Consider the following 22,717-nt stretch of genomic DNA (forward strand, 5'->3'; position numbering starts at 1 on the left):
ACGCGAAAAGGGCGCGGTGGCATGGCTACCGCGCCCTTTTTCTATTCTATCCTCCCTCGCAGAGACGGGGAGGAAAAACTCAATCCGCCGCCTGCAGCAGGTCGCGCAGCTTCTTCGTCGTGTCGTGCCCCTTGAGCACCGAGGTGTAGCATTCGCGGACCACGCCCAGCGCGCCTGCGGACATGCGCTCGTCCGCCAGTACCCTGTCGAACTCCTCCTTCAGATAATCCTCGCCGCGCTCGATCTCGCTCAGGATCGCCTCGTCACCGCCGCCGAGTACGCGGCGCAGATCCTCGATGCGGCGGTGGATCGTCGCGGCCGTGGAGCCATATTCAGCAGGGGTGCCGCCCAGTTCGCGGCTCTTGGCCGAAAGCGCCTCGACCACGCGAAGACGCTCATCGGCCATGTCGGCGAAGAATTTCTGGAAGCGGCCGGCATCGGCATGCTTGGCCGAATGCTCATAGCCGCGGGCGCTGTCGATGGTGGTGACGATCAGGTCGTCGAGCTTGGACACGTCATGGTTGGTGGACACGCGGGGTTCTCCTTGAGAGGCTTGGCAGAAGAACCCGGCGCGGCCGCCGTAGTTGCCGATAATTGATGGTTAGCCAGGTGTTTAGGCGTAGCTGACGATCTCGAACTCGGTGCCGTCATGATCGAGGAAGTAGAAGCGGCGCCCCGGATCATAGTCGCCATGGGCGAAGGGAAGGAGCCCCGCTGCGATTACCCGCCGCTCGATATCGTCCAGATCGTCGACCAGGATGCCGACATGGTTGAACGGCCGGCCTTTCTCGAAGATGTCCGCGCCTGGTGCCTCGGCGGGGGTGTAGGCGGCCAGGTAGGTGCGCTCGTCACCGACATGGATCACCCGGCCGCCGTCGCGCGCCGGGCCTTCCCAGCGGACGTGCCAGTCGAACAATTCGCCCAGCAGCCCGGCCATGCGCTCAGGATCGCTGACGGTAAGGTTGACGTGCTCGATATAGGGGGCAGGCATGGAGTTCCTTTCCAGGTTGGAGGCCATGCCGAGAGCAGCTACAACCTCAACCTAAGTTGAGGTCAAGCAGGAAATTTCGGTGCGCGGGAACGAGCTTCTGACGATCGGCGAGCTGGCCGCGCGGACGGGTATCGCCGTCTCCGCGGTGCGCTTCTACGAGGGCAAGGGGATCGTCCATCCGATCCGGACCAGCGGCAATCAGCGGCGTTTCCTGCGCTCGGACATCCGCCGCATCTCCTTCGCGCTGATCGCCCAGCAGTTGGGGCTTACCTTGCCGCAGATCGCGGAGGAGCTGACCCGGCTGCCCGAAGGGCGCACCCCCACCAGCCAGGATTGGGCGCGGATCAGCGCCGGCATCCGCAAGCGGATCGAAGTGCAGATCGCCCAGCTCCAGCGCACGCTCGACGATCTTGACGGCTGTATCGGCTGCGGCTGCTTGAGCCTGAAGAAATGCGCGCTCTACAATCCCGACGACCGGGCGGCAAAGAACGGCGCGGGGCCGCGCTTCATCCTGGTCTCGCGCAAGGTCGCGCTGGGCCTGGACTAGCGCTAGCGCTCCACCACGTCCTTGCGCATCGGGGCCAGCTTGGAGAGGAACTTGTTCTGCGCCGCGAACGAGACCCGTTCCTTGCGCATCGCCGCCTGGAGCAGTTCGACAAGACGGTTCATGTCCTTCTGCTGGCTGCCGAGATTCTTGTGCGACGCGAGCATGTCGCGGCCGGTATAGGTGCAGCCGGCGCCAAGGATGTAGCAGAACTGCTCGAACAGGGTGCGCTGGAAGCGGACCTTGTCATGGCCCTTGAAGATCTCGCCGATCACCGGGTCGGCGAAGCTGCGCTCGGTGAGGTCCGCCACGATCCGGCGGATACCGTCCTGGCCATGGAATGCCCTGGCCATGCCGCTGCCCTTGAACGGCGTCGTGCCGGCATTGGCGTTGCTGGACGTGTACGGATCGACTCTCTCCTCGCCCGGCATCGCATAGGGCGCGGGCGCGCTCTGGGCGTGTGCGAGGGCAGGGGAAAGCAGGGCGGCGGCGAGGATCAGCGGGCGGAGCATCGAGTCGGTCCTCAAAAGGCGGTCTGAAGCTGGAGCAGCGCGCCGCGCTGGCCCTGCACGGTCGCGATCGAACCGAGGTCCGTATAGGCGGCCGTGATGGTGAAGTTGCGCGTGGGCGCCCAGGCGGCGAAGACGTCGAACCAGTCGTCCTCGCGCGCGATGGCGAGATTGTCGGGCTTGGAGCGGAACTCGGCGCCAAAGGCCAGGCGGCGCGAGAGCTGATAGGCGGCCGATGCTTCGAACTGGACGCGGTACTTGTCGTCGCGCCCGCCAAAGCCGAGCAGGCCGGTCTGGTTGGCGCGGGTCAGCCGCACCGTGGTGTTGAGCAGGATCGACGGGCCGAGCAGCAGCTTGGTCGCCGAGGCATAATAATCGGCATCCTCGGAGCGGCGCGCGCCTAGCAGCTTCACGATCGGGGCGTTGAGGTTCTTCTTGTACTGCACGCCCACCGCCACCGCCGGCAATGCGGAGGGGCCATAGACGACGTCGCCGAACAGCCGGAGCTTGGCGCCGTAGATGTCCTGGCGAAAGGCATAGTCGTTGCCCAGGCCCAACGCGCCGCCGATCTCATTGGTGTTGAAGTCCTGGCGGTCATAGCTGAGCTCGACCCGGTCCTTGATCCCGATCGCGAACGAATAGCTCCGGAAGTCGTAGCTCTTGAGTTCCGCCGCGGTAACGCTCCCCTGCACGCCGATCCCGTCCTTGGTCTCGTTGCCGGCGATCACCGCCCAGGGCGTCAGGCCGCCACCCGAACTGCCCTCTATCGTCGAGATGCCGTTGGTGAGCAGCAGCTTGCCCCCGGCGCGATCATGATCCTGGGCGAGGGCCGGGCAGGCGAGGGTGCAGGCGGCTAGGGTGATGGGGAAAATACGCAACATGCACAGGTTCCTAGCCTGTCATGTTTAACGAACCCTTGGGCACTTTACCCAGCGGCTTTGCACCGCGATAACGCGGCTCCAAGGAGATCGGGGTTTATGCGGAAATACTTGGTTGGGCTTGCAATGCTGGGAGCGCCGTTGATGGCAAATGATGCTTTGGCGCAGACCAAGGGACTCACGCTCGAGCGTGTCTTCGCCAGCCCGGATCTGAACGGCCCGCAGCCGCGCAACGCCAAGCTCTCGCCCGACGGCAAGTTCCTGACGCTGTTGCGCAACCGTGCCGACGAGAAGGAGCGGTTCGACCTGTGGGCGATGGACACGCGCACTGGCGAATGGCGGATGCTGGTCGATTCGAAGAAGTTCGGCAGCGGCGCCGAGCTGTCCGAGGCCGAGAAGATGCAGCGCGAGCGCGCGCGCATCGCCGGCAGCAAGGGTATCATCGCCTATGACTGGGCGCCCGACGGCAAGTCGGTGCTGGTGCCGCTCGACGGTGAGCTCTATCGCGCCGGGCTCGACGGCAGCATCGCCAGGCTGCCCGCCAAGGCCGGTCCGAAGCTCAATGCCGAGATCAGCCCCGCGGGTGGCTATGTTTCCTATGTGCAGGAACAGAACCTCGTCGTGATGGGCCTGGCCGGCGGCGCCCCGCGCGCGATCACCGACGATGGCGCCGGTACCGTCCATTGGGGCGAGGCCGAGTTCGTCGCGCAGGAGGAAATGGCGCGTTTCAAGGGCTATTGGTGGTCGCCGGGCGATCGTTATGTCGCGGTCGAGCGCTTCGACGAGGCACCCGTCGGCGTCGTCACCCGCGCCGCGATCGGTGCCGAGGGCACCCAGCTCTTCCAGCAGCGCTATCCCAAGGCCGGCACCCCCAATGCGACGGTCGAGCTCTACGTCATGGACCCGAACGGCGAGCATAAGGTCGCAGTCGATCTGGGTACCGACAAGGACATCTATCTGGCACGCATCGACTGGTCGAAGGATGGCAAGACGCTCTACGTCCAGCGCGAGAACCGGGAGCAGACGGTGCTAGATCTGCTCCAGGTCGATCCCGCCACCGGCAAGTCGACATTGCTGTTCAGCGAGAAGGCGCGCGCGAAGAGCTGGGTCAATCTGTCGAACGCGCTCACCCCGCTCGACGATGGCAGCCTGCTCTGGTGGTCCGAGCGCGACGGCCACGGCCATCTCTACCGCTTCGCCAAGGGCAAGTTCACCCAGCTCACCAAGGGCGATTGGGAAGTGACTCCCGACGTCGCCGGCGTAGACGAGGCCAAGGGCCGGGTCTTCTTCCTGGGCAACAAGGACGGGGTGCTCGAGCGGCATCTCTATTCGGTCGACTACAGGAAGGGCGGGGCAGTGACGCGCCTCACCGAGGCCGGCTGGTGGAACGAGGCGACGATGGACCCCTCGGGCACCCGCGCGATCGTCAAGCGCTCGAATACCGGCCAGCCTGCGCAGACTTATCTCGCAGACGCCTCGGGAAACCGTATCGCGTGGGTCAACGAGAATGCGGTCACCGCCGCCGATCACCCCTATAACGCCTATCTGACCCAGCACCGCGAGCGGACCTTCGGCACGATCAAGGCGGCCGACGGCTCGGTGCTTCATTGGGAGATGATCACCCCCAAGCTGGAGCCGGGGAAGAAATACCCGGTGTTCTTCCAGCATTATGGTGGCCCGCACTCGCAGACGGTGAGCAAGGCCTGGGGCGGATCGCTCCAGCAGTACCTCGTCTCGCGCGGCTATATCTGGTTCCAGCTCGACAATCGCGGCTCGGCCAATCGCGGCGTCGCGTTCGAGAGCCAGATCTGGCACGCGATGGGCTCGGTCGAGGTCGAGGACCAGGTTGCCGGCGCGAAGTACCTGAAGACGCTGAACTATGTCGATCCGAACAAGGTCGTCACCTATGGCTGGTCCTATGGCGGTTATATGACGCTCAAGCTGCTGGAGAAGGCGCCGGGCGTGTTCGCCGCGGGCGTAGCCGGCGCGCCGGTGACCAAGTGGGAACTCTACGACACCCATTATACCGAGCGCTATATGGGCGATCCGAACAAGGTGCCCGAGGCGTACAAGGCGTCTGACAATATCGGCGAGGCGGCGAAGATCGCCGATCCGATGCTGCTGATCCACGGCATGGCCGACGATAACGTGGTGTTCGAGAACAGCACTGCGATGGCGGCCACCTTGCAAAAGGCCGAAGTGCCGTTCGAGATGATGTTCTACCCCGGCCACACCCACCGCGTGGGCGGCCCCGGCATCAGCGTGCACCTGTGGAACACGATCCTCGACTTCCTCGATCGAAAGACTGCAACGAAGTGATCCTACCCGGTGGCGAGACAAAAAGTTTCACGGAATGTCTCGCCACCGCAATTTCCTTCTGCTATCGGCCTGGCCATGCTTCGCATTCGAACCAAACGAACTAGCAAACGAATTACCGCGCGCCCGTAATCGGGCGTCCAAGCGGTGCTTTGGCCGCGAAGCACAGGAATGCACTGGCATTCCGCCACTCTCTGACAGATAGGCGTCCTCGCAGCTGTGTTGCGAGGTTCGGAAAGGACTAAAATGGGCTACCGTGTCGTCGTCGCAGGCGCCACCGGCAATGTCGGGCGCGAAATGTTGAACATCCTGGCCGAGCGGGAATTCCCGATCGACGAGCTGGCCGTGCTGGCGTCTTCGCGCAGCCAGGGGGACATGGTCGATTTCGGCGACACCGGGAAACAGTACAAGATCCAGAACATCGACAATTTCGATCCCACCGGCTGGGACATGGCGCTATTCGCGATCGGCTCCGAAGGCAGCGCGCTGCACGCGCCCCGCTTCGCCGCCGCCGGCTGCACGGTGATCGACAATGCGTCGCTCTACCGCATGGATCCGGACGTGCCGCTGATCGTGCCCGAGGTGAATCCCGAGGCGATCGACGGCTACAAGAAGCGCAACATCATCGCCAACCCCAACTGCTCGACCGCGCAAATGGTCGTCGCGCTGAAGCCGCTCCACGATGCCGCGAAGATCAAGCGCGTCGTCGTCGCCACCTACCAGTCGGTCTCCGGCGCGGGCAAGGCGGGCATGGACGAGCTGTTCGAGCAGAGCCGCAACATCTTCGTGGGCGACAGCGCCGAGCCGAAGAAGTTCACCAAGCAGATCGCGTTCAACGTGATCCCGCACATCGACTCCTTCCTCGACGATGGCTCGACCAAGGAAGAGTGGAAGATGGTGGTCGAGACCAAGAAGATCCTCGATCCCAAGATCAAGGTGACCGCGACCTGCGTGCGCGTGCCGGTGTTCGTCGGCCATTCGGAAGCGATCAACATCGAGTTCGAGGACGAGATTTCGGCCGCAAAGGCGAAGAGCATCCTGCGCGAGGCGCCCGGCGTGATGCTGATCGATAAGCATGAGGATGGCGGATACATCACGCCGATCGAGTGCGTCGGCGAGTATGCGACCTTCATCAGCCGCGTCCGCGAGGACTCGACCGTGGATAACGGCCTGTCGCTCTGGTGCGTCTCGGACAATCTCCGCAAGGGAGCCGCGCTCAACGCGGTGCAGATCGCCGAGCTGCTCGGCCGCCGCCACCTGAAGAAGGCGGCATAATCGTGATCGCGGGCGGCTGCCGTTGCGGCGCCGTCCGCTACACGCTGGCGATGGACGACCTGCCGGCCGTATATTGCTGTCATTGCCGCGATTGCCAGACGGGCTCCGGCAGCGCCTTCGCCGAACAGGCACCGGTGCGCGAGGCTGCACTGGCTGTGGAAGGCGAAGTGGTGGATTTCACCTTGCCGACTCGCAGCGGCGCCATCTCGCGCCACTTCGCCTGCGGCATCTGCCACACGCGGCTGTACAATGTGAACAGCAGCCGCCCCGGCATCGCTATCGTCCGTGCCGGCACGCTCGACCGCAGCGACGAGCCCAGTCCGCACGCACATATCTGGACCAGCCGCAAGCAGCCTTGGATCGTCATTGCCGACGATGTGCCGCAATGGCCGGAGAGCGCGCCGATCGAGGCTTTCGCAGGGTTGCTGTTTCGCGCTGAGCGAGCTTAGAAGCTCGCCCAGGCGTCCGCGTCGCCGACCGGCTTGGCCGGCACCGGGCGGGTGCTGGCCAACGGCTTGAATGTGCGCGGGCTCGAGGCGACACGCCCGTCCGAAATCCGGAAGGTGCTCGCCTGGGTATCGAGGCGGCTCACCTGGTCGGTCAGCGCGCGCGCCGCCGCCGAGGTTTCCTCGACCATCGCCGCATTCTGCTGCGTCGCCTGGTCCATCGTGCCGATCGCGATGCTGACTTCGCTGATCGCGACCGATTGCGCCTGGTTGTCCGCGGCGATCGTGCCGAGCAACTGGTGCACTTCGCCCACCGTCTCCACGATGTTCGAAAGCGCCGCATCGACCCGCTCGACGGCGCCCCGCGCGGTCTCGACCTCGGCCTGGGTGACGGTGAGCTGGTCGCGCGCGCGCTTGGCTTCTTCCTCGGCGCGCATCGCAAGCGCCGAGACGAGATCGGCGACCACCGCAAAGCCGCGGCCGGCTTCACCGGCGCGACCAGCCTCGACCGCAGCGTTCATCGCGAGCACGCGCGTCTGGAAGGCGATCTTGTCCAGGCCCTCGATGACCGAGTCGATGCCCTTGGCGCTGTCGCTTACCCGGTTCATCGCCTGCACCGCCTCGTCGGCCGTCTCGCGGCCCGAACCCACCACCGCGATCGCCGCATCGGCGCGCGTGACCGTCTGGCCCGCAGCATCGGCGGTGGCGCGCAGTCGTCCGTTCATCTGGGTTACGGCAGCCGAAGTCTCCTCGAGGCTCGCGGCATTGCCTTCGGTGCGGCGGGCAAGGTCCTCCGACGCGGCGGCGATCTCGCTCGATCCGGTCTGGATCGCGCCCGTGCTCTCCAGCACCGTGCCGATCAGCTCGCGCAGGCTCGCGAGCGCCGCGTTGTAATGGCCGCCCAGTACGGCGTAGTCGCTCGGGAAGTCGCTGCCGACATCGGCGGTCAGGTCGCCGCCGGCAACGCGCTCCAGCGCACCGCCCAGCATCGCCATCGCCTTTTCACGTTCGGCCTCGCCCAGCTTGTTGCGCGCTTCGGCAGTGGCCTTGTCATTGGCGGCGATGCGGAAGCGCTCGAGCGCGCGGGCCATCTGGCCGATCTCGTCGGCGCTGCGATGCTCGGGCACGGCGATCGACGCGTCGCCCGACGCGAGGCGCTGCATCGCATTGGTCATCTGGACGAGCGGGCGGAACATCGCGCGGCTGAACAGGAAGCATAGGAAGGTGACGAGCAGGGTCACCAGCACGCCGCTGATCGCCATCGAGCTGCGCAGCGACTGGATGCCGGCGAGCACGTCTGAGCGCGGGATGCCGACATACAGCACGCCGACCACCTTGCCGCTCTCGTCCTTGATCGGATCATAGGCCGTGAAGAAGGGTTTGCCGAGGATGTCGGCGGTGCCGCGATAGGACTTGCCTTCCGCGAGCACCGCGTCCTTCGCCGGGCCGGCGGCAAGCGGGGTGCCGACCGCGCGGCTGCCGTCGGGCTTGAGCACGTTGGTGGTGATGCGCGTGTCGCCGGCGAAGATCGTCGCAGTGCCGCCGACCAACTGCTTGATCTCGTCGACCGGCTGGGTCCAGCCATTGAGCTTGTGCGCGCCGACATAGAGGTCGCCGCCATCGGCGCGGAAGGTCGCACCCTGGTCGTGCAGCACCTTCCAGGCGACGCGCATATTGGTCTCCTGGCGCTCGGCGGCCATGCGCTCGGCATCGGCGGTGACGACACGGTCGCTCAGCACGAAGGTGGTGAGCGCCAGCAGCACCAGGCCGGCAATGGTGACGATCGTGGTCTTGGTGGCGAGGGGGAGGTTGGAAAATCGCTGGCGCATGGGATAACTCGTTACCTGCGCGGAATGCGCAGGAATGAAGATGATCCCTCATTATAGGCGGCCTCCGCCTACACGGGTCGCCGGGCGCAAGTTCAGCTATCGCAGCTATAATCGGGCGGATAGATCGAGCTGCCCAGATCCTTGCGAACGCGGCGGGAAAGGGCCAGCGCCTCGCGGTTGCCAAGCTTCTCGGCATCGGTGAGCAGGTCCGCCAGCGGTCCTGAGCAGCCGCCTGCCTTGTTAAGCATCGCTACCATGCGCGAGGCGCGTACCGCGCCGTCGCTAGCGTCCACCCGTGCCGGCGGGAACCAACCGAGCTCGAACGCCGGGCGCGTCTGCTCGGCATAGCCGAAATCCTTTTTGTCGGTCGGCTCGATCACCTTGGTGCCGAGCAGGATCGCGCCCGCGGCAGCTGCGACGGTGCCGACGCGCGAAGGGCTGGTGGTCAGCCGATTTGGCTCCGCCATCGCATAATAGCTGAGCAGAAGCGCTGCGAGGGCGCGGGCACTCTGCTTGTCCTCGACCAGCACCAGCGCGTCGGGGTCGATCTCGATGCGATCGGCACGGGCGCGGGCGAACGCGCCGCGCTCCTCGACGGGGATAGTCGCGAGGGTGAACTCGGCGCCGCTGGCGGTGAGTTCGTGCAAGGCGACGTCGAGTTGCTCGATCGGGGCAGGGCGGGGTGGCGCGGCAGCGCCCAGCAAGAGCGCGGTGGAGATTATCGCGAGCATCCTGAACCGCATCTGCATTCCCGTCTTTGGGTCCCGATCATAGCCGAGATCTGCCCCTTGTGCGAGACGGAGCGACGGCGCCCGTACCGGAACGCGAACCTGTTCTTTACTCGGAATTGACTGATCGACGTTAAGCCGGCGGCTTCTTTCGGGTGGGTCGCGTAGCGTGGTGGATGTGAGCAATGCCGGATTGGCGCCGGTGCAGGGCAAGGCCCGCATCGATGTGCTCGACATGCTGCGCGGGCTCGCGATCCTCGGCATCTTCTACATCAACGTGCCCTATATGGCGGCGAGCGTGTGGACCTTCTCGGCCGATGTCCGCCTGATCGGCTGGACGCCGATCGACCGCGACGCCTGGCTAGCGATCAACCTGGTCTTCGCCGGCACCCAGCGCTGCCTGCTCGAATTCCTGTTCGGCGCGGGTATGATGGTGCTGGTGCGCAAGGCGATGACGCCGGACGGTCCGGTGGCGGTCGCCGATCTCTATTATCGCCGCAATCTGTGGCTGCTCGCTTTTGGGCTGTTCGACGTGTTCGTGCTGCTCTGGCCGGGCGACATCCTCCACATCTACGCGCTTGCGGCGCTGTTTCTCTTTCCGTTCCGTTTGCTGGGGCCGAAGACGCTGGTGGCGCTCGGCCTTGGTTGGGCGGTGCTCACAGGCTTGGGCATCCCCGAATATGGCGTGCGCGAATATGCCGCGCGCACCGAGCTGGTCCACCGGGTTGAGGCGGGCGACACCGCCGCCGTTACCGAATGGCGCAAGCTCGCCACGCACAAGCCTGATCCCGCGCTCGTCGCGAAGGAGCACCAGGCGCACAAGGGCGGCTGGCTGCCTTACGCCAAGAATGCGTGGAGCTATTGGAGCTATCTCGCCAGCCTGTGGCTGGTCTGGGACGTGATCGAGGCGTTCTGCACGATGTTGATCGGCGTCGCGCTGTGGAAATGGGGGGTGATCCAGGGCCAGCGAAGCGCGCGCTTCTACATGTGGCTATTGCTCGTCAGCTATGGCTTCGGCCTCACCGCGCGGGCGATTGGCCTCTCCGAGACGCTCAGTTTTGCGCCGGGCCCGCGCAGCCTGTGGATCACCGGCGAGTTCGCGCGCATGGCGATCGGCCTGGGGCATCTCGCCCTGGTCAACCTGGCAGTGAAGAGCCGCGTCGGCGAAGCCGTGCTGGGGGTATTCAAGGCGCCCGGCCGCATGGCCTTCTCGCTCTATTTCCTCCAGCAGATCGTAGGCATGTACATCCTGTTCGCGCCCTGGGGCTTCAACCTCTGGGGACGGTTCGGTTGGGCCGAGATGGCGGTGATCTCTACGATCGGGATCGTCGTGCTGGTGATCTTCGCCAATTGGTGGATGCGCCACTTCGTCAGCGGACCGCTCGAATGGGCGTGGCGCAGCCTTGCCTATGTGAAGCTGCAGCCTTTCCGGCGGGCGGGGCTCAATGCCCCGCCGCAGCCGGATCGTTCTCAACCTTCCCGCCCGGCTTCTGCAGCAGCACCACCAGCGGCACGCTGACCGCGGTCACGATCGCCATCAGCCAATAGTCGTTGAGATAGGCGATCATCGCCGCCTGCTTGTTCACTTCGGCGTCGATCATCGCCGTCACCAGCGCGCCCTGTTGGCCGAGGCCCTGCACGATCGAGCCGATTCCGTTCATCGTCGTCGCGGTGACGTGCTCGCTCAGATACTGGTGGCTGCGCTGGATGTTCTGCGCGAGCAGGGCGCTGACGATCGAGATGCCGACCGACGCGCCGACATTGCGCAGCAGGTTGAGCAGGCTCGATGCTTCGGTGCGGAAGCGCGGGGGCAGGCCGGCAAAGGCGAGGCCGTTGAGCGGCATGAACACCAGGCCTAGGCCCAGGCCCTGGACGAAACCCGAGATGATGAACGGCGTGCTGCTCATCTCCAGCGTCCAGCGCGACATTTCCCACAGCGACACGGCGGCGATCGCCAGGCCGATGCCCACCGACCAGCGTGGATCGAGCCAGCCGCGCTGGATCAGCTGCGATCCGACCATCATCGTCAGCAGCACGCCGACGCCGCGCGGCATCAGCAACAGGCCGGCGTCGAACACTGAATAGCCATAGAGATTCTGCAGCATCGGCGGCAGCAGCGCCATCGTCGCCATCATCACCAGGCCGATCACGAGCATGAAGAAGATGCCGGTCACCAGGTTTCGATGCTTCCACAGCTCGCGCTCGAACATCGGGTTCTTGCCGGTGAAGAGGTGGACGACGAACATCCACAGCGCGATCACCGCGAACAGCATCTCTACCCAGATCTCGATTGACGAGAACCAGTCCTGGTCCTGGCCACGGTCGAGCATGAGCTGGAGCGAGCCGATGCCGATGGCGAGCAGGCTGAAGCCGAACACGTCGAAGGTGCGCTTGCGGATCGGGCGCGAGGGGAGGAGGAACCACAGGATCGCGAAGGTGACCACGCCAACCGGCAGGTTGACATAGAACACCCAGCGCCAGTCGAAATTGTCGGTCAGATAGCCGCCGATCAGCGGGCCCATGATCGGGCCGATCATGATGCCCATGCCCCAGATCGACATCGCCTTGGGCTGGTCCTTGGGCGTGTTGATGTCGAGCATCACCGTCTGGCTGAGCGGATTCAGGAACGCAGCCGTGATCCCCTGCAGGATGCGAAAGGCGACCATTTCCTCGAGCGTCTGCGCCGCGCCGCACATGGCGGAGGCGATGACGAAGCCGACGGTGGAGATCAGGAACAGGTTGCGCGAGCCGATCCTGTCCGAAAGCCAGCCGGTGATCGGGATCGCGATGGCGGAGGCGACGATATAGCTCGTCAGCACCCAGTTGATCGTGTCGCGCGTGGCGCCGAGCGACGCCTGCATGTGCGGGATCGCGACATTGGCGATCGTCGTGTCGAGGATCTGCATGATCGTCGCCATCATGACGCCGAGCGTGAGCAGGCCCTTGTACTTTACGGGAAGCGCGGCGCCGCCCTCGGGTAGCGGGCGGGGAGGCGTGGGGGACGCCTCACCCGCCCCATTGGCGCGGCCGGGGGCTGCCGTCGCCATATTACTTGCAGGGTCCGTTGAAGATCACCTCGACGTCTGCCGAGAGGCCCGCGATCAGGGCGCGCTGGCTCTTGTCGTCGATCGCGATGCGCACCGGCACGCGCTGGGTGACCTTCACCCAGTTGCCATTGGCGTTCTGCGCCGGGAGCACCGAGAATTCGGAGCCCGTGCCCGCGCCCATCGACTCGACATGGCCCTTCAGCTTCATGCCCGGATAGGCATCGAAGGTGACGACCGCGCACTGGCCGACCCGCATCTTGTTGAGATCGGTTTCCTTGAAGTTCGCGTCGATCCAGGCCGGCTTGTCCGAGACGATGGTCACGGCGGCGAGGCCGGTGATCATCTGCTGGCCCACCTGCAGGCTCTTGGTCTGGCTGACGATGCCGCTCACCGGGGCGCGCACCTCGGTGCGCTGCAGGTCGAGCAGCGCCTTGCTGAGCTGGACGCGCGCGGCGGCGATCTGCGGGTTCTCACCCGGCACCGCGGCGCCGGTGGCGATCTTGGCGCGTGCCTCGGCAGCGCTCGCCTCGGCATTCTGCAACTGGGCGCGTCCCTGCTCGAGCGCGTGCTGCGCAGCCTGGAAATTGGCGCGGGTGGTGAAGCCCTGCTTCATCAGCGCGGCCTGGCGGTCGTAATTTTCCTGGGCGTTGGCGATCACGTCGCGCGCGGCCTGGATGTCGGCGCCCTTGCCCTGGGAGCTCACCTGGTCGGTGTTGAGCTGGACCTGCGCCGCGGCGATCGCGGCCTGGGCCTGCTGCACCGCGATGCGATAGGGCGCGGGATCGATGCGGAAGAGCAGGTCGCCGGCCTTGACCGCCTGGTTCTCCTTCACGCCGACTTCGACGATGCGGCCGCCGACATCGGTCGAGACCGAACTCTTGTCCTGCTGGACATAGGCATTGTCGGTCGACACGCTGCCGCCTGAAGTGAGGTAGAAATACCCCACGATGGCGAGCAGGATCGCGGGCACGCCGAACATCAGGAGCGGGCGCAGCAGGCCGCGCTTCGGCTTTGCCGGGGTCTCGGGCGCCTCGGGCACGGTCGTGCCTTCGGTCGGAATGGTGATCTTCGTCGCTTCGGACGTTTCGATCTTCGGTTCTGCGTCAGCCATTTGCGGCCTCTTTGCCCTCTTGGAGATTGGTCAGGTTCGCGCGGAGCCCTTCGAGCGCTCCGATCAATTCTTCGCGCTGCCTGGGGTTGAACCCATGAAGCGTCTCTTCGATCAAATCGGCCGCCAGCACGTGCAGCTCGTCGAGCACGGGGCCGGCCTTTTCGGTCAGGTGGATGCGCCAGGCGCGGCGATCGGCGGGATCGCGGCGGCGCTCGACGAAGCCGGCTTCCTCGAGTCGGTCGATCATCCGGCAGGCGGTGATCGGTTCCACTTCCAGGAGCTCGGCAAGCTGGCCCTGATTCGCGCCTGGGTGCCGTACCAGCAGCTTGAGCACGCGCCACTGCGCCACGCTGGCGCCCGTTGCCCGCGCGCGCTCGTCGAAACGACGGCGCAAAAGGCGCGATACATCGCTAAGCAGGAACCCAAGACTCTCCGACATAGTGTGCATATAATAAGCACACTCATAGATTTCAAACGACAACCTGATTGTTTTTTGCGACGCAGCAATTGCAGGGAGCGGAACGATGGCGGAGGAAATGCGCGGCGGCTGCCAGTGTGGCCGGGTGCGCTACACGGTGCAGATCGAGGACGACGAAGCCTATCTCTGCCACTGCCGGATGTGCCAGCGCGCCACCGGCGGCGTCTCGATCGCGTTCAAGAATATCGGCAAGGCAGATGTGCGTTGGGAAAAGGAGCCTGAGCGCTTCGCATCCTCGCCGATCGCCAATCGCGCCTTTTGTCGGGAATGCGGCACGCCGCTGACCTATGAGGCGCATGGCCATGACCGGATGGACCTAACCGTCGGCAGCTTCGACGAACCGGATCGTTTCGTCCCCACCGAGCATTCGGGCTGCGAGAGCTGGCACCGCGCGTGGCTTGACACGAGCCACCTGCCAGCATCACGGACCGACGAGAACCCGAGCCTCGTCAAACGCTGGATGGACAAAGTTGGCCGACTTCCCGACTGAAACGCACCGCTTTCAAAGCTTCGACGGCACCGAGCTTGCCTGGTCCGAAATGGGTGAGGGGAGGCCGGCTGTGCTGATCCACGGCTATTTTTCCACCGCCGAGGTCAACTGGATAAAATATGGCCATGCCGCCAAGCTGGCTGCCAGGGGCTTCCGGGTGATCATGCCGGATCTTCGCGGTCATGGGCAGAGCGCCAGGCCGCATGACGAAGCCAGCTATCCGCGCGATGTGCTGATGCACGATGGCGTCGCGCTGATCGACCATCTCGGCCTCACCGATTACGACCTGGGCGGCTATTCGCTCGGCGCGCGGACGATCGTGCGGATGCTCGCCAATGGCGCTGCCCCGCGCCGCGTGGTGTTGGCCGGCATGGGCCTGGCCGGTCTCACCCACACCGAGGGCCGGGGTCGCTATTTCCACCGCGTGCTGACCAATCTCGGCAGCTTCGAGCGCGGCACGCCCGAATGGCTGACCGAGGCTTTCCTCAAGACGACCAAGGGCGATCCCGAGGCGCTGCTCCGCATCCTCGACACCTTTGTCGATACCCCGCGCGAGGCAATCGCCGCGATCCACCAGCCGACTCTGGTCGTCTCGGGCGCCGAGGATTTCGATAATGGCGCGGCGCATGAAGTGGCGGACCTGATCCCCCACGGCGAATATCGCGAAGTGCCGGGCAACCATATGAGCGCCGTCACGCGCCCGGAGTTGGGCGACGCCGTCGCCGATTTCCTCGCGGCTTGACCGGCTGGCGGGGCGCGCGCATCGTCCCGCCATCCAGAAGGTCCCAGGGGAATTCCGAACATGATCCGCACCGGCATTTCGATGCTCGCGCTCGCTTCGTTGCTCGCCGCCGCGCCGCTTGGCGCTCGCGGCCGTGACGGCCAGACGCCCACGCCCACCGCCGCCGAGGCCAAGGCGTTCGTCGCCGATGCCGAGGCGAAGCTTTTCGCCCAGGGCGTCGTCGCCGCGCGCGCCGAGTGGGTCTACGACACCTATATCACCCAGGATACCGAGGCGATGACCGCTCGCGAAAGCGGTGCGCTCACCAAGATGCAGGTCGATATCGCGCTTGAGGCGGCGAAATACGCCAATGTCGCTGGCCTTGATTACGATACCAGCCGCAAGCTCGGCATGCTGCGCAACAAGATCGTGCTGCCGGCCCCGGTGCGCGCCGGCGCGGCGGACGAGCTGGCTGCGGTGTCGGCGAAGATCACCGGCATGTATGGTGCCGGCAAGGGCACGCTCGACGGCAAGCCGATCAACGGCAGCGATATCGAAGCCGCGATGGGCGAGGTCCGCGATCCAGCCAAGCTCAAGGAAATGTGGACCAGCTGGAACGACAATGTCGGCGCGCCGATGCGCCCCGACTATGCCAAGCTGGTCGGCCTGTCGAACGACGGTGCCAAGGGCCTTGGCTATGCCGATGTCGGCGCGATGTGGCGCTCGGGCTATGACATGGATCCGGATGCCTTCGCGGCGATGACTGACAAGATCTGGAACGACCTGAAGCCGCTCTACGTCGCGCTCCACACCTATGTCCGCCACAAGCTCAACCAGAAATATGGCGACGCCGTCCAGGCCAAGACTGGTCCGATCCGCGCCGATCTGCTCGGCAATATGTGGGCGCAGGAATGGGGCAATATCTACGATATCGTCGCGCCCCCGGGCACCGGCAGCGTCGGCTATGACGTAGGCGAGCTGCTCAAGGCCAAGGGCTATGACCATACCAAGATGGTGAAGGCGGGCGAGGGCTTCTATTCATCGCTCGGCTTCCAGCAGCTGCCCGAGAGCTTCTGGCAGCGCTCGCAGTTCGTGAAACCGGCGGACCGCGAAGTGGTGTGCCACGCTTCGGCCTGGGATATCGACAATGTCGACGACCTGCGCATCAAGATGTGCATCAAGGTCAATGCCGACGACTTCGTGACGATCCACCACGAACTCGGTCACAATTATTATCAGCGCGCGTACAACAAGCAGTCGCCGCTGTACCTCGACGGTGCGAATGACGGCTTCCACGAAGCGATCGGCGACTTCATCGCGCTGTCGATCACGCCCGATTACCTCGTCCAGATCGGCCTGCTCGACAAGGGCCAAGTGCCCAGCGCCGACAAGGATACCGGCCTGCTGCTGCGCCAGGCGATGGACAAGGTCGCGTTCCTGCCCTTCGGCCTGCTCGTCGACAAATGGCGCTGGGGCGTGTTCTCGGGCCAGATCCCTACGGGCGGCTACCAGGCCGGTTGGGACAAGCTGCGCCTGCAGTACCAGGGCATCGTGCCGCCGGTGGCGCGTGACGAGACGAAGTTCGATCCGGGCGCCAAGTTCCACATCCCGGCGACGACGCCCTACACGCGCTACTTCCTGGCGCGGGTGCTCCAGTTCCAGTTCTACAAGGCGGCATGCGACCAGGCCGGCTGGAAGGGCCCGCTCCACCGCTGCTCCTTCTTCGGCAACAAGGAAGTGGGCGCGAAGCTCGACAAGATGCTGGCAATGGGTGCTTCCAAGCCCTGGCCCGATGCGCTGCAGGAATTCACCGGCACCCGCGAGATATCGGGCAAGGCGATGGCGGAATATTTCGCGCCGCTGAAGAAGTGGCTCGATCAGCAGAACAAGGGCCAGCCCCAGGGCTGGTGACGACACAAGGGGCGGGCCGCTGGCTCGCCCCTTTTTCTTATCGGAATGGAGTCCCGCACATGCTCAAATATGCCGTCGCACTTACCGTGATGACCATGCCCGCCGCCGCGATGGCGCAGACCGCGCCTGTGGATGGCCCGGTAGCCGTGGAGATCGTCGCGGCTGGACAGGTCGTGGTCCCTGCCAACCGTTTCCGTTTCTCGGTGAAGCTCACCGGAAAGGGTGCGGACGAGAAGGCGGCGGAGGCCGCGTTGGCCGCCAACCGCACCAAGCTCGTCCAGGCGCTGGGCGCGCAGGGCATTCATGAAGGCAAGCCCCTGGAAGGCGCCAACGGCAATCCGCTTGCCAGCCTGTTCTCCGCCTTTGCCGGGCGCGGCAAGACCAGCTTTGCGCTTGATACGGCGGATGAAAGCGAGAAGCCGCAATCGACGGCGAGCGAGACGATCTTCTTCGATGCTTCCACGCGTGCGGCAGCACTGGGCGCCAAGCCGGCGGTAGAGGCGAACCACGGCACGATGGACGATGACGTTGCCGCGCTGCTCGACGATTATGTGGGTCCGACGCGCCAGGCCAAGGCCGATGCCATCGCGAGGGCGCGGGCTGAGGCGGCTGCCTATGCCACTACGCTCGGCCTGAAGCGCGCGTCGATCACGCGGATCAGCGAGAAGCAGGATATCGTCGCGGGATCGATGAGCTTCTTCCTCCAGCTGATCGGCATGTTCGCGCCCAAGACCGGCGCCGCGTCCGATGGCGTGACCGTGCAGGCGAACCTGGCGGTGGAGTTCCAGCTCAGCCGGTGAGGGGCCGCAGCAGTTGCGCTCCAGCTGTTCCCCGGCGAAAGCCGGGGCCCAGTATCGGCCCACCACGTTAGGCGGTCGACCTTCTCGAGCGACATCCTTGTCCCGGCTTTCGCCTGGGAACGGGGATGTCGGCCCTAGTCGATCACTCCCCCGGCGGATCGCTGTCCGGGATCATGCTCTCGTCGGCGATCTGCGCCTCCCATTCGGCCGAGCTGTCGGTGCCGTCGGGCTGGTGCGCGTGCGGCGTCTCGGCTTCGGGCTGTTCCTCGGGGTCGATCATCGCTCGTCTCCTTATCTGAAAGGCGGCTCGTTGAATGCGCGCAGCTTGCGCGAGTGGAGGCGGGGGCCTTCGCGGCGCAGCTCCTCGCAGGTCTCGATGCCGATCTTCAGATGCTCGGCGATCGCGCGCTCATAGAAGAGGTTGGCCTGGCCGGGCAGCTTGAGTTCGCCGTGGAGCGGCTTGTCCGAGACGCAGAGCAAGGTGCCATAGGGTACGCGGAAGCGGTAGCCCTGCGCGGCCAGCGTGGCGCTCTCCATGTCGATGCCCACCGCGCGGCTCAGCGAGAAGCGGAGCGCCGACTTGGAGTAGCGCAGCTCCCAGTTGCGGTCGTCGGTGGTGACGATCGTGCCGGTGCGCAGCCGCTGCTTGAGCTCCTCGCCCGACTGGCCCGAGACCGTCTCGGCCGCGCGGGCGAGCGCGAGCTGTACTTCGGCGATCGCAGGGATCGGGATTTCGGGCGGCAGCACATCGTCCATGATGTGATCGTCGCGCAGATAGGCGTGGGCGAGGACATAGTCGCCGATCCGCTGGCTGGGGCGCAGGCCGCCGCAATGGCCGATCATCAGCCATGCCTCGGGGCGCAGCACCGCGAGGTGGTCGGTGATCGTCTTGGCGTTGGACGGGCCGACGCCGATGTTGACCAGGGTGATGCCGGTGCCGTCCGCCGCCATCAGGTGATAGGCCGGCATCTGGTGGCGGCGCCAGGCCGAGGTATCGTTGAGCAACCGGTCGGTGTCGTCCCGGGCCTCGACCATCACGCCGCCCGCGCCCGACACGCCGATGAAGCGCGAGCCTTCGCCCAGCTGGTCCACTGCCCAGCGCACGAACTCATCGACATAGCGGTGATAGTTGGTGAACAGGATGTACTGCTGGAAATGCTCGACCGGGGTGCCGGTATAGTGGCGGAGACGTGCCAGCGAGAAATCGGTGCGCAGCCCGTCGAACAGCGCGAGCGGGCGGGTATCGTCCACCGTCATCCACAGCCCGTCGGCGATCTCGTCGCCGATATGGGCGAGTTCGGTAGCCGGGAAGTGACGGCCGAGCTCGGTCACCGAAATCTGGTCCATCGCTGCGATGTGGCTGGGATCGAGCACGTAGGGGAACGGGATCTCCTGCCGTCCGGTGACGGCGTGGACCTCGACGTCGTAATCCTCGATCAGGAAGGTCAGCTGCTCGATCAGGTAGCGGCTGAACATCTGCGGGCGCGTGACCGAGATGCGGTACTCACCTTCCTCGACCAGCCGGCCGAACGAGCGGCGCGGGGTGGGGCGGTTGCGGTCGTTGCCGCCGCGATAGGTGACGCGCAATTCCGGATAGGCGAAGCTGCCATCGACCCGGTCTTCCGGCGCCGGCGGCGTGCCGTCGGTGATGTAGCGGTTGAGGGCGGCCTTGAGGCGCTGGACCGAGGCGTTGTAGAGGCGCTCGAGGTCGGCGACGATATCGGAAGCTTGAGTCATCTTTGACGGCTAATGCGCAAAGATGACGCTGGCAAGACCACTCCCCCTTTTCGAGGGAGTGGTCCGCACGTCTTCTTACTTCTTTGTCTTGGGTGCCGGCTTGGTCTCGCCGCCCAACTGGGTGGCGGCATAAGCGGCACCGCCTACTGCGGCCGCGACGCCGGCGGCAATGCCTGCCGCGGCGATCGGATGCTCCTTCACCGCGGTCACGGTGGCATCCACCGCGTCGCCGATCACTTCCTGTGCCTGGGCGAGGAAGCTCTTGGCCTGCTCGGTGGCGTCTTCGAGCGTGGTGGGGGTGGTGCTGGTGCTGTTGGCAGTCGTGGTATCGGTTTCGGCCATGACGGTTCCCTTTCTGAAAGGCTCGCCGAATCAACTCGGCGAGCCCCCAGCGGTTCCGTTACGGCCGCGATCTTACAGTTGGCCGAGCAGATAATCGGCCGAACTGACCTCGAACTGGCCCGGCGCCTCGACATTGAGCTGCTCGACCACGCCGTCATTGACCAGCATCGAGAAGCGCTGGCCGCGCTGGCCCATGCCGAACTTCGAGCCGTCCATCTCCAGGCCCAGCGCCTTGGGGAAGTCGCCATTGCCGTCGGCGAGCATCGTCACCTTGCCGGCAACGCCGCTCGACTGGCCCCAGGCGCCCATCACGAATGCGTCGTTCACTGCGGTGCAGGCGATCTCGTCGACGCCCTTTGCCTTGATCTCGTCGGCCTTCTCGACAAAGCCCGGCAAATGCTTGGCCGAGCAGGTGGGGGTGAAGGCGCCCGGCACCGAGAAGAGCGCCACCTTGCGGCCGGCGAAATAGTCGTCCGAGCTGATCTGCTCGGGGCCACCCTCGGTCACCTTCACGAACGTGACGCTGGGGATGCGGTCGCCAACCTGGATGGTCATTCTTCTCTCTCCTTGGGGAAATTGAGTCTGTGTCCCAATCGGCCCCTGCGCTACCTTTTTCAAGCGTGGCGGAGCCGAAACGGTGCGGCTACGTTGATCGACCATGGATTCGACGCGCTTCCTTACCGGCCAGTTCCTCCTCGCCATGCCGGGCATCGGCGATCCCCGCTTCGATCACGCCGTGATCGCGATGTGCGCGCACGACGTGGAAGGCGCGCTCGGCATCGGCATCGGCGACACGATCGAGGGACTGACCCTCCATGACCTGCTCCAGCAATTCGAGATCGATCCCGGCGTCGCGCCCGACACGCCGGTACATTTCGGCGGCCCGGTCGAGCCCAGGCGCGGCTTCGTGCTCCATGCCCCCGATTGGGGCGGGCAGGATACGATCGACGTCGGCGGCCGCTGGGCGTTGTCCGGAACGGTGGACGTGCTGCGCGCGATCGCGGCGGGGACCGGCCCGTCCAGATACCTGGTCGCGCTCGGCTATGCCGGCTGGGGCGAAGGGCAGCTCGACGAGGAACTCGCGCGCCACGGCTGGTTCAACACGATGGGCACGCCCGACCTGATCTACGATATCGATGCCGAGGACCGCTGGGCCGTCTGCTTCGCCGGCGCGGGCATCGATCCGCGGATGCTCGCCAGCAGCGCGGGAACGGCCTGAGGCTCTCTGGGAGGAAAGTGCGATGCGATCCGCCGTGAAGCAACTGGCGATGCTGGGGGCAGTGGCTCTGCTGAGCGGCGGGGCGCGCGCACCCGAAGGCAAGCTGCTTTCCTCGATCGACCTGGCCGAGCCGTTCGGCGCCCGCTCGCCCTGGCGCTTCACTGCGACGCAAGGCCCCGATACGCCCGGCGTGTTCGACGAACCCGGGCCGGGCCTCGTCAAGCTGTGCATCAGCCGCGACAATGGACGTTCCTGCCTGCCGATATTGGGCGACATGCTCGACTTGGCTTCGGGGGCCGACAGTTTCTCCGACGTGCATTTCCTGCGCGACGCGCGCATCGTCCATCCGGCGCGCGGCAACGCACTCTTCCTGGTGCAGGCCGGCAGCATGTATGGCGGCAATGGCGATCAGCGCGTCGGTACGCAACTGCTCGCCTATGACCAGGCGAAGGACAGCTTCACGCTGGTCTATGCGAAGCGGGTGGGGCGCAACAACAACCAGGAAGTCCGCTTCGTCGCGGACGGCCCATTGCGCGGCGCGATGATCTCGGCTGAACCGACCAGCGACAAGCCCTATGGCTATTGGATCACCGTCAGCAAGCCGGACACGGGGCTGCGCTACCGCCAGGCGCTACGCTATCGCAGCGCCACCCATTATGGCGACGGCAACCCGCTCGCGGCGATCGATTCCGAAATGCCCAACATCCAGCGGCAGCTGGGGCTGTGGCGGCCGGGCATGAAGCTGCCCCTGCCAGCCGGGGCCTGCCCCCGGCCGCGCCTGGTCGATACGGTGCTATGGTGTAGCTGAGGCGATCAATGCGTCTCGTTCGGGTCCGGCTCGTCGTCGCCGCGGACGAACACCTTGCCTTCCAGCATCTTGATGCGGATCAGCGAGTCCTGGTGCGGCGCGGTGCACAGACTGGCGGTGCCTTCGATCTCGGTCTTGTCGCGCGTCTCGCGGTGGCGCAGCACGAAGCGGACCGGCAAGTCGCACATGTCGGGCGCCTTGCCGGTCTTGAAGCGCAATGTCGCCTTGGCGGGCCATAGCGGCTCGCTGAACTGGTTGCGGCTCCAGCGCGCGTCTTTCCGCGCATCGACGTAGAAGCCGACCACGTCGTACAGGCCGGTATCGTTGATGATCAGCAGGCAGCCCAGGTCCCAGCAATTGCTGACGACCTGCTTGTTGGTGCCGGCAAGGATGGCGACCAGATCCTGCGCGCCCTGCACCGAAGTGCCACGCGGCGGGATCACGCCGGCGCTGCTCGCTTCGGAAGTCTGGGCGAAGGCACCGGGAGCAACGGCGACGGACAGGAGCAGGGCAGGCGCTAGAAACCGGAACATGAGC

The 22,717-nt window shown here is 65.4% G+C and carries 25 protein-coding genes; 11 read left to right on the top strand and 14 right to left on the bottom strand.

The genetic code is table 11. From position 1 onward, the window contains the following. Nucleotides 1-79: 79 nt before the first annotated feature. Both AC1RPL_RS20715 and AC1RPL_RS20720 read right to left on the bottom strand, forming a co-directional pair. A complete protein-coding gene (locus AC1RPL_RS20715) occupies nt 80-532 on the bottom strand; it encodes a PA2169 family four-helix-bundle protein (RefSeq protein ID WP_493072119.1) in 453 nt (150 codons plus the stop codon). Between the two features lie 81 nt (nt 533-613). Continuing rightward, nucleotides 614-991 (bottom strand): VOC family protein, encoded by a 378-nt coding sequence (locus AC1RPL_RS20720; RefSeq protein ID WP_493072120.1) that lies wholly within the window; start codon nt 989-991, stop codon nt 614-616. 79 nt (nt 992-1,070) lie between these two features. Here AC1RPL_RS20720 and soxR point away from each other — a divergent pair, with 79 nt between their 5' ends. Continuing rightward, the gene (gene soxR / locus AC1RPL_RS20725) at nt 1,071-1,538 is read left to right on the top strand and encodes a redox-sensitive transcriptional activator SoxR (RefSeq protein ID WP_493072122.1); all 468 of its coding nucleotides are present in this window, start codon (nt 1,071-1,073) and stop codon (nt 1,536-1,538) included. A 2-nt stretch (nt 1,539-1,540) separates the two neighbouring features. Here soxR and AC1RPL_RS20730 read toward each other — a convergent pair whose 3' ends face one another. Continuing rightward, on the bottom strand, nt 1,541-2,047 hold the full coding sequence (locus AC1RPL_RS20730; RefSeq protein ID WP_493072124.1) for a group I truncated hemoglobin: 507 nt from the start codon (nt 2,045-2,047) through the stop codon (nt 1,541-1,543). Between the two features lie 11 nt (nt 2,048-2,058). After that, nucleotides 2,059-2,925, bottom strand: coding sequence for a DUF3034 family protein (locus AC1RPL_RS20735; RefSeq protein WP_493072126.1), 867 nt, complete (start codon nt 2,923-2,925; stop codon nt 2,059-2,061). 96 nt (nt 2,926-3,021) lie between these two features. On the opposite strand from AC1RPL_RS20735, the gene AC1RPL_RS20740 reads away from it, so the two are divergent. The 3 genes from AC1RPL_RS20740 (at nt 3,022) to AC1RPL_RS20750 (ending at nt 6,962) form a co-directional block, all read left to right on the top strand. Further along, complete coding sequence (locus AC1RPL_RS20740) at nt 3,022-5,241, top strand: S9 family peptidase (protein ID WP_493072128.1); 2,220 nt, start codon at nt 3,022-3,024, stop codon at nt 5,239-5,241. Nucleotides 5,242-5,484: 243 nt separating this feature from the next. After that, complete coding sequence (locus AC1RPL_RS20745) at nt 5,485-6,513, top strand: aspartate-semialdehyde dehydrogenase (RefSeq protein ID WP_493072130.1); 1,029 nt, start codon at nt 5,485-5,487, stop codon at nt 6,511-6,513. 2 nt (nt 6,514-6,515) lie between these two features. Further along, on the top strand, nt 6,516-6,962 hold the full coding sequence (locus AC1RPL_RS20750; RefSeq protein WP_493072132.1) for a GFA family protein: 447 nt from the start codon (nt 6,516-6,518) through the stop codon (nt 6,960-6,962). On the opposite strand, the gene AC1RPL_RS20755 is transcribed toward AC1RPL_RS20750, so the two are convergent. Then, nucleotides 6,959-8,788, bottom strand: a complete 1,830-nt coding sequence (locus AC1RPL_RS20755; RefSeq protein WP_493072134.1) for a methyl-accepting chemotaxis protein — start codon at nt 8,786-8,788, stop codon at nt 6,959-6,961. The genes AC1RPL_RS20750 and AC1RPL_RS20755 overlap by 4 nt on opposite strands. Before the next feature lie 92 nt (nt 8,789-8,880). Next, a complete protein-coding gene (locus tag AC1RPL_RS20760; protein ID WP_493072136.1) occupies nt 8,881-9,531 on the bottom strand; it encodes a hypothetical protein in 651 nt (216 codons plus the stop codon). Nucleotides 9,532-9,685: 154 nt separating this feature from the next. Between AC1RPL_RS20760 and AC1RPL_RS20765 the strand changes: the two genes are divergently transcribed. Further along, entirely contained in the window at nt 9,686-11,035 is a 1,350-nt protein-coding gene (locus AC1RPL_RS20765; protein WP_493072138.1) for a DUF418 domain-containing protein, read from the top strand. On the opposite strand, the gene AC1RPL_RS20770 is transcribed toward AC1RPL_RS20765, so the two are convergent. From AC1RPL_RS20770 to AC1RPL_RS20780, 3 genes are read right to left on the bottom strand one after another with little or no spacing between them, the layout of a single operon-like run. Then, nucleotides 10,959-12,563: a DHA2 family efflux MFS transporter permease subunit gene (locus tag AC1RPL_RS20770; RefSeq protein ID WP_493072139.1), complete on the bottom strand. Its 1,605-nt coding sequence runs from the start codon at nt 12,561-12,563 to the stop codon at nt 10,959-10,961. The genes AC1RPL_RS20765 and AC1RPL_RS20770 overlap by 77 nt on opposite strands. Before the next feature lies 1 nt (nt 12,564). Next, nucleotides 12,565-13,674, bottom strand: a complete 1,110-nt coding sequence (locus AC1RPL_RS20775) for an HlyD family secretion protein (protein WP_493072141.1) — start codon at nt 13,672-13,674, stop codon at nt 12,565-12,567. Continuing rightward, a complete protein-coding gene (locus AC1RPL_RS20780) occupies nt 13,667-14,155 on the bottom strand; it encodes a MarR family winged helix-turn-helix transcriptional regulator (RefSeq protein ID WP_493072143.1) in 489 nt (162 codons plus the stop codon). The genes AC1RPL_RS20775 and AC1RPL_RS20780 overlap by 8 nt, the downstream gene beginning before the upstream one ends. A gap of 43 nt (nt 14,156-14,198) precedes the next feature. On the opposite strand from AC1RPL_RS20780, the gene AC1RPL_RS20785 reads away from it, so the two are divergent. Genes AC1RPL_RS20785 through AC1RPL_RS20800 form a run of 4 tightly spaced genes read left to right on the top strand, consistent with a single transcriptional unit; the run spans nt 14,199 to nt 18,074 of the window. Then, the gene (locus AC1RPL_RS20785) at nt 14,199-14,642 is read left to right on the top strand and encodes a GFA family protein (protein ID WP_493072145.1); all 444 of its coding nucleotides are present in this window, start codon (nt 14,199-14,201) and stop codon (nt 14,640-14,642) included. Further along, nucleotides 14,623-15,384, top strand: a complete 762-nt coding sequence (locus AC1RPL_RS20790; protein WP_493072147.1) for an alpha/beta fold hydrolase — start codon at nt 14,623-14,625, stop codon at nt 15,382-15,384. Before AC1RPL_RS20785 ends, AC1RPL_RS20790 begins: the two co-directional genes overlap by 20 nt. Before the next feature lie 60 nt (nt 15,385-15,444). Continuing rightward, a complete protein-coding gene (locus AC1RPL_RS20795) occupies nt 15,445-17,274 on the top strand; it encodes a M2 family metallopeptidase (RefSeq protein ID WP_493072150.1) in 1,830 nt (609 codons plus the stop codon). Nucleotides 17,275-17,333: 59 nt separating this feature from the next. Continuing rightward, nucleotides 17,334-18,074 carry an SIMPL domain-containing protein gene (locus AC1RPL_RS20800; RefSeq protein ID WP_493072152.1) on the top strand — a complete coding sequence of 247 codons (741 nt, stop codon included), beginning with the start codon at nt 17,334-17,336 and terminating at the stop codon, nt 18,072-18,074. A gap of 142 nt (nt 18,075-18,216) precedes the next feature. Here the strand turns inward: AC1RPL_RS20800 and AC1RPL_RS20805 are convergent, their stop codons facing one another. From AC1RPL_RS20805 to AC1RPL_RS20820, 4 genes are all read right to left on the bottom strand, one after another. After that, complete coding sequence (locus AC1RPL_RS20805) at nt 18,217-18,354, bottom strand: hypothetical protein (RefSeq protein ID WP_493072154.1); 138 nt, start codon at nt 18,352-18,354, stop codon at nt 18,217-18,219. A gap of 11 nt (nt 18,355-18,365) precedes the next feature. After that, nucleotides 18,366-19,811, bottom strand: a complete 1,446-nt coding sequence (locus AC1RPL_RS20810) for an AMP nucleosidase (RefSeq protein WP_493072156.1) — start codon at nt 19,809-19,811, stop codon at nt 18,366-18,368. A 75-nt stretch (nt 19,812-19,886) separates the two neighbouring features. Further along, on the bottom strand, nt 19,887-20,153 hold the full coding sequence (locus tag AC1RPL_RS20815; protein ID WP_493072158.1) for a hypothetical protein: 267 nt from the start codon (nt 20,151-20,153) through the stop codon (nt 19,887-19,889). A 72-nt stretch (nt 20,154-20,225) separates the two neighbouring features. Then, complete coding sequence (locus AC1RPL_RS20820) at nt 20,226-20,708, bottom strand: peroxiredoxin (protein WP_493072160.1); 483 nt, start codon at nt 20,706-20,708, stop codon at nt 20,226-20,228. A gap of 103 nt (nt 20,709-20,811) precedes the next feature. On the opposite strand from AC1RPL_RS20820, the gene AC1RPL_RS20825 reads away from it, so the two are divergent. Both AC1RPL_RS20825 and AC1RPL_RS20830 read left to right on the top strand, forming a co-directional pair. Continuing rightward, nucleotides 20,812-21,372, top strand: coding sequence for a YqgE/AlgH family protein (locus AC1RPL_RS20825; RefSeq protein ID WP_493072162.1), 561 nt, complete (start codon nt 20,812-20,814; stop codon nt 21,370-21,372). Nucleotides 21,373-21,394: 22 nt separating this feature from the next. Continuing rightward, nucleotides 21,395-22,180: a hypothetical protein gene (locus AC1RPL_RS20830; protein WP_493072164.1), complete on the top strand. Its 786-nt coding sequence runs from the start codon at nt 21,395-21,397 to the stop codon at nt 22,178-22,180. A 5-nt stretch (nt 22,181-22,185) separates the two neighbouring features. Here the strand turns inward: AC1RPL_RS20830 and AC1RPL_RS20835 are convergent, their stop codons facing one another. Continuing rightward, on the bottom strand, nt 22,186-22,713 hold the full coding sequence (locus tag AC1RPL_RS20835; RefSeq protein ID WP_493072166.1) for a hypothetical protein: 528 nt from the start codon (nt 22,711-22,713) through the stop codon (nt 22,186-22,188). Between the last annotated feature and the right edge of the window lie 4 nt (nt 22,714-22,717).

The organism is Sphingomonas sp. GW821-FHT12D09, assembly GCF_058807215.1.